Annotated in this window: 5 protein-coding genes and 2 pseudogenes; 2 read left to right on the top strand and 5 right to left on the bottom strand. The window is 67.5% G+C overall.

What is annotated here, in order from left to right; all coding sequences use genetic code 11:
* Window positions 1-177: 177 nt before the first annotated feature.
* Window positions 178-993 (bottom strand): annotated as a pseudogene (locus ACIPC1_RS13280) (IS5 family transposase).
* A 95-nt stretch (window positions 994-1,088) separates the two neighbouring features.
* On the opposite strand from ACIPC1_RS13280, the gene ACIPC1_RS13275 reads away from it, so the two are divergent.
* Window positions 1,089-2,531 carry an amidase gene (locus ACIPC1_RS13275; protein WP_402516260.1) on the top strand — a complete coding sequence of 481 codons (1,443 nt, stop codon included), beginning with the start codon at window positions 1,089-1,091 and terminating at the stop codon, window positions 2,529-2,531.
* Window positions 2,532-2,610: 79 nt separating this feature from the next.
* Here ACIPC1_RS13275 and ACIPC1_RS13270 read toward each other — a convergent pair whose 3' ends face one another.
* The 3 genes and pseudogenes from ACIPC1_RS13270 to istA all read right to left on the bottom strand — a co-directional run bounded on the left by ACIPC1_RS13270 (window position 2,611) and on the right by istA (window position 5,647).
* Window positions 2,611-3,090 carry a hypothetical protein gene (locus ACIPC1_RS13270; RefSeq protein ID WP_402516258.1) on the bottom strand — a complete coding sequence of 160 codons (480 nt, stop codon included), beginning with the start codon at window positions 3,088-3,090 and terminating at the stop codon, window positions 2,611-2,613.
* A gap of 105 nt (window positions 3,091-3,195) precedes the next feature.
* Window positions 3,196-3,989, bottom strand: a pseudogene (gene istB, locus ACIPC1_RS13265) (IS21-like element helper ATPase IstB).
* The gene (gene istA, locus ACIPC1_RS13260) at window positions 3,986-5,647 is read right to left on the bottom strand and encodes an IS21 family transposase (protein ID WP_402516256.1); all 1,662 of its coding nucleotides are present in this window, start codon (window positions 5,645-5,647) and stop codon (window positions 3,986-3,988) included. The pseudogene istB and the gene istA overlap by 4 nt, the downstream one beginning before the upstream one ends.
* Window positions 5,648-5,960: 313 nt before the next feature.
* On the opposite strand from istA, the gene ACIPC1_RS13255 reads away from it, so the two are divergent.
* Complete coding sequence (locus ACIPC1_RS13255; protein ID WP_402516254.1) at window positions 5,961-6,437, top strand: hypothetical protein; 477 nt, start codon at window positions 5,961-5,963, stop codon at window positions 6,435-6,437.
* Here ACIPC1_RS13255 and ACIPC1_RS13250 read toward each other — a convergent pair.
* On the bottom strand, window positions 6,425-7,192 hold the full coding sequence (locus ACIPC1_RS13250) for a hypothetical protein (RefSeq protein ID WP_402516332.1): 768 nt from the start codon (window positions 7,190-7,192) through the stop codon (window positions 6,425-6,427). The two genes, ACIPC1_RS13255 and ACIPC1_RS13250, sit on opposite strands and share 13 nt — an antisense overlap.
* Between the last annotated feature and the right edge of the window lie 42 nt (window positions 7,193-7,234).

Below are 7,234 nucleotides of genomic sequence, written 5' to 3'. Positions count from 1 at the left end.
ACGCCTGGTTATCGGCAGCCACGAACTCGGTCACGGTGTCAGTCACTTGATGTCTCTTCCATGATCATCAATTACACCGGTGAGCGTACAGACCCTCGAACGCTGCCGCGCCCGTCCGATCGCCCACGTCGCTGCCGGGGCAGGCGTCTCCCGGGCCTGTCTGTCTAAGAAGTCATCTCATTTGGTGAGTCTGCGGTAGCAGGTCAGGGTGCAGGCGATGCTGGTGAAGGCCAGGAAGTGGTCGGCTTTTGCGTTCGTAACGGCGGTGCAGGCGTCGGCATCCGGCGAGCCAGGACATGGTGTGTTCGAAGGTCCAACGGTGGCGGCCGAGCCGTTGCGAGGTCTCGATGCCCCTGCGGGCGATGCGGTGCCGGATTCCTCGGCCAGATAACCACCGCCGCAGGTGGTTGTAGGCATAACCCTTGTCGGCGTGGAGTTTGTGGGGCCTGCGTCGCCGGGGTCCCCCGCGGGATCGGATCGGCGGTATGCCCTTCACCAGGGGGATCAGTGCCTGGCTGTCGTGCGTGTTGGCGCCCGGGATACCGATGGACAGGGGCAGTCCCGTCCGCTCCGTGATCAAGTGGATCTTTGACCCGTACTCACCCCGGTCTACAGGATTCGGACCTGTCAGCTCCCCCTTTTCAGGGCCCGCATGTTCACCGAGTCGATCGCGCACCGCGACCAGTCCAACTCGTCACGGGATCCGAGTTCGTCGAGCACCAGGCGGTGGAGTCCGGCCCACACCCGGGCCTTCGACCACTCGGTGAAACGCCGGTGGGCCGTCGCGCCGGACGGCCCGAACGACGCGGTCGGCAACTGCTGCCACGTGCAGCCCGAGGTCGCCACGAAGACGATCGCGGCCAGCACTTCGCGGTCGCCGTGCCGACGCCGGCCCCCACCCTGAGGCCGCGACGGCGCCTCCGGCACCACCCGCTGGAACAGCTCCCACAACTCATCCGGCACCAGCCGCTCAACGATCCTCGCCACGACCAGCAGCTTACCCAGCCAAATGAGATGACTTCTTACAAGACTGACCCTACGGTGCAAAGGTAGTAATTCGTTCGACGGGGCGGGCGACTGCTGCGAGCATGCGGCACGTGGAAATCTACGAGTACGCGCGCTGCGACGCCGTCGGGCTCGGCGCGCTGATCCGGGCGGGCGAGGTCACCGCCTCCGAGATTGAAGCCGTCGCCCGGCAGGCTCTCGACCGGGCCAACGCCGAGGTGAACGGCCTGGCGATGCCGCTGTTCCCGACAGCACTCGACCATGCCGGCGACGGGCCATTCGGCGGCGTACCGTTCCTGATCAAGGACCTGGGGCCGGTGGCCGAAGGGGTGCCGTTCGCCATCGGCAGCCGGAGCCTGGTGGGCGTGGTCACCGGGCACGACAGCGATCTGATGACCCGGTTCCGTGCGGCCGGCCTGGCAACCCTGGGTGTGACCACCGTGCCAGAGATGGCGATCAGCTTCGCCACCGAATCCGTCAAGCACGGACCGACCCGCAACCCTTGGGACCTCGAACGCGGCGTGGGCGGGTCGAGCGGCGGCGCCGCCGCCCTGGTCGCGGCCGGTGCCGTACCCCTCGCCCACGGCGGGGACGGCGCCGGCTCGCTGCGGACCCCCGCCTCCTGCTGTGGTCTGGTCGGCCTCAAGCCGAGCCGGGGCCGCACCCCGTGCGGCCCCGACATGGGCGAACCGATGTTCGGCATGGCCGAACAGTTCGCCCTCACCCGCACCGTCCGCGACGCCGCCCACCTGCTCGACGCCGTCCAGGGGCCGGGCGTTGGCGACAAGTACGCCGCACCACCGCCCACCCGCCGGTACGCCGACGAGGTCGGCGCCGAGCCTCCCCGGCTGCGGGTGGCGGTGACGACGCAGGCATGGTCCGGCGCAGCCGTGGACTCCGAGGTCGCCGCGGCGGCGGTACGGGTCGGCCGCGTGCTGCAGGAGATGGGCCACCAGGTCACCGAGGCGAGCCCTGCCGTCGACTGGGATGCCACCATCCACAGCGCACGCACCGAGATCGCCGCCGTCGCCGCCCCTTTCCTCATGGCTCCCAGACCACCGCACCCGGCAAGGCTGGAAGCCGTTTCCCGCCAAGTCCTGGACGAGGTTCAGCACCTCAGTGCACTCGACCTCATGGCCGGTCTCGACGCACAGAACCGGGTGACCCGATCGGTAGCGGCCTTCTTCACCTCCCACGACCTGCTCATCACTCCGACCCTCGGCCAACTACCCGCACCACACGGCACCTTGCAGTACGACGACCCAAACCACACAGTGACGAGTTGGCTGGAGACGCTGTTCTCCTACGGGCCATTCACCATGGTCTTCAACGCCTCCGGGCACCCCGCGATCAGTCTGCCGCTGGCCGAGAGCGCGAGCGGACTGCCGATCGGCGTGCAACTCGTCAGCCCCTACGGCCGCGAGGACCTTCTCCTCAACATCGCCGCCCGCCTCGAACAGGCCCTGCCCTGGAAGGACCGGACGCCCCTGGCTTTGTCGATGTCGACTGGCAGCGCATGTCGGTGAGTCTCGACACCACTTCGCCATCAGTGGGGTCGAAAATGTTGGTGGATTTTAGCAGCACCCTGCCGTGCGGGGTGCTATCTCACCCGCCAATTCCGAAGGGCAGCCCTTTGTGATCGCTGCTCAGTGAACGTCGTATGACGTTGACCAGCTTCATCTGCGCTTGGGCGGATGCCTGCCTGGCCTGTTCGAACTCCTCCGGACTCAGCGGGTCACGCAGTGGGGTGCGTTCGCCTCGCTCCACCTGGTCCAGGAAGGAGTTGATGGCGCGGCTGAAGTTGTCGATTTCGGCCGCAACTTCCGTGGGAGCGACCAGGCTTACGCGTATCAGGGCTGCGCTCCATTCGCCCCAGTCGTAATCCCAGCCGCGCCGTTCACCATGCGCTCGCCTGAGTTCCATCGTGAACTTGGCGTAGTGGCTGAACAGCTCCTGGTAGGCGGCAAGCTGTTGATCACGTGTCCACTGACGATCTTGAGCACGGCGCGTGACGATGCCGCCGACCAACACGCCCGCTGTGGCGGAAAGCGCACCCGCGGCCGTTGTCACCAGCGTGTCCAGCATCAAACCCCCTGAGGCCCCACCGTCCCAACCTTCGGCGAGACGAACATACTGATCATCAGTCCTCGGCGGCAACGATCAGTCTTCGGGCGGTTCAGGGTGCTGCGGTCAGTCGATGTGTGCCTGCTCGGTCCTGGCCCGGGTTTGGGCGAGGCGGAAGGAGTCGGTGCCGGTCTCGATGATGTTTCCGCCGAACGTGAGCCGGTCGACGATGGCCGCGCAGAGCCGGGGATCGGTGAACGTTTTTGTCCAGCCTCCAAAGCTTTCGTTCGAGGCGATGGCGACGCTGTTCTTTCCTCCCGTTCGGTCAGTACTTGGAACAGCAGCTCGGCGCCGCGTTTGTCGAGTTCCATGTATCCGAGTTCGTCGATTGCGAGGAGATCGACGCGGCCGTAGCGGGCGATCGTCTTGGTCAGGACCTTGTCGTCGGCGGCTTCGACCAGCTCGTTGACCAGCTTGGTGGCCAGGACGTACTTCACCCGGTAGCCGGCCATCGCGGCCTCGGTGCCTAGCGCGATCATCAGGTGCGACTTCCCCGTGCCGGAGTCTCCTCTGAGGCAGAGAGGCAGCCCCTTCTTCACCCAGTCGCAGGACGCGAGGGTGTGGATAACGGCCGGGTCGATGTTCGGGTTGGCGTCGAAATCGAATTGCCGCAGAGACTTTTCCCGGGGAAATGAGGCGGCCTTGATCCGGCGCTCGGAACGCCGGCGGGCACGGTCGTCGCACTCGGCCAGCAGCAGTTCCGCGAGGAACCCGCGGTAGGTCATCTGACTCTTGGCCGCGTCTTCGGCGATGTCGGTGAACTGGCCCCGGATCGTGGGCAGTCGCAGGGCTTTGCAGGATGCCTCGATGGCCGCGTCGGCGGCCTGCTCGGTCAGTCCGCGGTGGCGTTTGACGGTCACGGCTCTTCTCCCTCGGGGTTGGGCCGGCCACCCAGCCGGCGTCGTCGCAGTAACTGGTCGTAGACGGCCACCGAGGGCAGCGGCCGGGTGTCGGGCGGGAGGTGCGCGAGTCTCCGCTCGGTCAGGGACGTGACCTTCGGCTGCCCGAACCGGTCGGCCTCCGGCCCTTCCGGCAGCACCGCCGGGGCGGGGGTGTCGTCGGCCTCCGCTGCTTTGCGGGCTTCCAGCGCGACCGCGTCCGAGGTCATCGCTCCCGCCCGTAAGGCTGCGGCGAGTCCGGCGACCAGGTGTTCGTGGGGCATGTGCCAGCCCAGCAGCAGGACCTCGATCAGTGCCCGGGTGCCGTCCCGGTCACCGTGGGCCTTGCAGGCCGCCGCCCACCAGGCGTCGTGGACCGGGGTGAACTTCCCTGCCGAGCGGGCCTGTTCCAGCGCGGTCGATCCGGGCAGGGCTCCCGGTTTGCGGACCAGCGCCTCCAGATAGTGGTCCAGCACCAGACGCGACCCGGCTTTGGTCATCAGCCGTTCATGCCGGGCGACTTCGACTCCGTCGTCATAGACCACCAGCTCAGAAGCGTGCAGCATCACCCGCACCCGTCTCCCGATCAGCCGCACCGGCACCGGCACCGAGTAGTGGTTCGTGCGGACGCTGATCTGGCCGTAGCGGTCCACCCGCAGTGCGAACAGCCGGCCCGTCTCGAACGGCTCGGGCGGCAACGGCTTCAGCAACGGCCGTTCCGCGGCGAAGTACTCACCGACCGTCCGCGGGCGGGAGCGGATCCGCCGGGCGTCGTCCTCCTCGTCCCAGCGGTCGACCATAGCGTTCAGCTCGGCCAGCGAGCCGACCTCGGGAACGGGGACGAAGTGGTTGCGGCGGAAGTAGCCGATCTGCCCTTCCACTCCGCCCTTCTCGTGTGCTCCTTCGATGCCGGGACGGCAGTAGAAGACCTCGATATCGAAGTGCGAGCGGAACGCGGTCCACCGCTCGGTCTCCACCCGGGCCCGGTTGAAACCCAGCACCTGGGCGACGGCCGAGTTGAGGTTGTCGTAGCGAACCTTGCCGGTCGGCACCCCGCCCAGCACGCTGAGAGCGTGGACGTGCCCTTCGAAGAACGCCTCCTGGCCGCCGGAGGCCGACACCCGGTGCACCGCCTTGCCGGAGTACGACAGGCGGAAGGAGAAGAGGCTGCACTTGACCTGTTCGCCGGCCAGACGGATCGTCACGTCTCCGAAGTCGACCTCGGCCTCGGCTCCCGGCCGGTGGGACTGGGGCACGAACGCCTTCGCGACGCCACGGCCTGCCGCGATCCGGATCTCCTCACGGCGCTCCGCCACGTACGCGCGGACGATCCCGTAGGTGAGGTCGTCCGCACCCTGCTCGGCAACCAGCCGGTCGAAGATCCGCTTCGCGGTGTGCTGCTGTTTCCGCGGCGCGGTGAGATCCGCCCGCAGCATCTCATCGACCAGCCCTTTGTAAGGATCCAGCCTTGTCGTGCGCGGCGGAAGTTTCTTGCGCGGCTCCGGCCAGACCGAGGTCAGAGCCTTCTGCACCGTGCGGAAACCCACCCCGTACTTGTGCTGCAAAGCTCGATTCGACAGCCCGGCCCGGGAATCACGACGGATTGCCGCGTACAGATCGACTTTGGACTTCGGCGGCATCCATGCCCCCTCACCACGCGGTGCACTTCGATGCTCCCACCGCAAGCACTCAAGTGGTGTCAAAACTCAGCGATACCGCTTCCCGGCAAGAGCGGGTGCTGCCGCCGCTGACCGACAGACGGTGTCGCTACTCACGCACACAGCCACGCCCCCGCACTCCGTCGCCGCTCCCTGAGACTGACACCTCAGCTGAAGCAGCCCGCATCCTTGCGTCGTTGCCGCTCCTTAAAGAGCGTTTTGTCCTGGCGATGGTGTTTGGTTCGGAGGCCTCCTGATTGCGGCTGCCATCCCACTGCTCCTGGGGGTCGCGGGAGTGGCCGGACTGGTGACGGGGCGGTTCAGCACTGCGGTAGCGGTCATGGTGGGGGTCGCCGCGCTCGGCGGGGTGATGCTGGTGGTGGCATGGCGGCAACGGCATCAGAAGATCGCCGCGGACCACACGGGACTGTGGGTGCACAACGGCCATGCCATGCAGGTCATCCAGTGGGAATCGGTGGCCGGCATCGCCGTGTACTACACCGCACAGGCCGTATCGCTGGAGTTGGTCCCCCGCGGCCCGGCTGATGACCGCGACCCCGTCCTGCGTGCCCTGATCCGCGATGACGAACCTCTGGCACCGGAACTGCCCCGAGTCCGCTACCGCATCCCACTGCCCCAGGTCGGATGGCGCACCCTGGCGGAGGCAGTCCGGCGTCACAGCGAACCCCACCCCACCCTCCTGTGGTACGGCCAGATCAACTACAACCCGGCCATGGCGGCTCTCGCCCGCCGGAGCCCTCACCGCACCTGACGGGCCCCACACCTGCTCGATCCATCTCTCCACCCAAGGAGGCGGGCTCCATCCGGTTGGGCGCGCAGGGCGGAGGCGACGATGCTCGCGGCGTGCCCAGTGAGCTCGCGCATCCAGTCCTTGATGTCGTCTCGTGGTTTCCGCCGATCGAGGCGGCTGTCCCAGTCACACATGCCTTGAACGGCCGCGTCGAGCAATGGCCACTGCTTTTCGCGCGCTGCCAGGCGGGCGACACCGAGCAGCCACCACACGGCCCGGTCGGGCTCCTCCCAGCTGGGCCAGTCGTCGGCCGCGGCATGTTCAGTCAGCGCCTGCACCACGGCGACCGCCTGCGCGAGGTTGTCGAGTATCGCCTTCCTGGCGGCCGTCACCTTCAGCCTGGTGAACACGTCCAGGTACAACTCATCGGAGCCGGGCTGATCGGCGGCGAGAGTGAGCAGTTGAGCGGCCGCAGCGGTGTCGTTCTTCTTGTCGGCCGCCTCCAGCAGGCGCTGGGCGCGCACGATGGGCAGCTCGCTTCCGGTATCCGTCTCACGGTCGACCAGGTCGAGGAGGGCCGCCGTGTCCTGGGGCCGGCGGGCGGGATCGAGCTGGGTGGCCTGGCGTACGACCCCGAACCACGATCCCGGCGGAGGCAGTAAGGGCACATCGGCCTGCGGCCAGGTCCCGCTGAAGATCCAGCCGATGAGCTGCCGAGGCTGTAATTCCCCGGTGATCTCGCTGACCGAACGCCGCCTGGCCGCACTACCACCCAACTCGCGTCCGCTGCCGTCGGTGGCCGCCTACGACCAACTCCT

The organism is Streptomyces sp. NPDC087263 (assembly GCF_044744645.1).
GTDB lineage: Bacteria > Actinomycetota > Actinomycetes > Streptomycetales > Streptomycetaceae > Streptomyces.
The sequence above is the reverse complement of the archived record's forward strand: the minus strand, read 5'-3'. Positions and strand labels throughout refer to the sequence as shown.

What these genes read in the sequence shown, in the direction of transcription:
- ACIPC1_RS13275 (WP_402516260.1), top strand. Translation starts at nt 1,089, where the DNA reads ATGCGGCACGTGGAAATCTACGAGTACGCGCGCTGCGACGCCGTCGGG.
- ACIPC1_RS13270 (WP_402516258.1), bottom strand. Translation starts at nt 3,090, where the DNA reads ATGCTGGACACGCTGGTGACAACGGCCGCGGGTGCGCTTTCCGCCACA.
- istA (WP_402516256.1), bottom strand. Translation starts at nt 5,647, where the DNA reads ATGCCGCCGAAGTCCAAAGTCGATCTGTACGCGGCAATCCGTCGTGAT.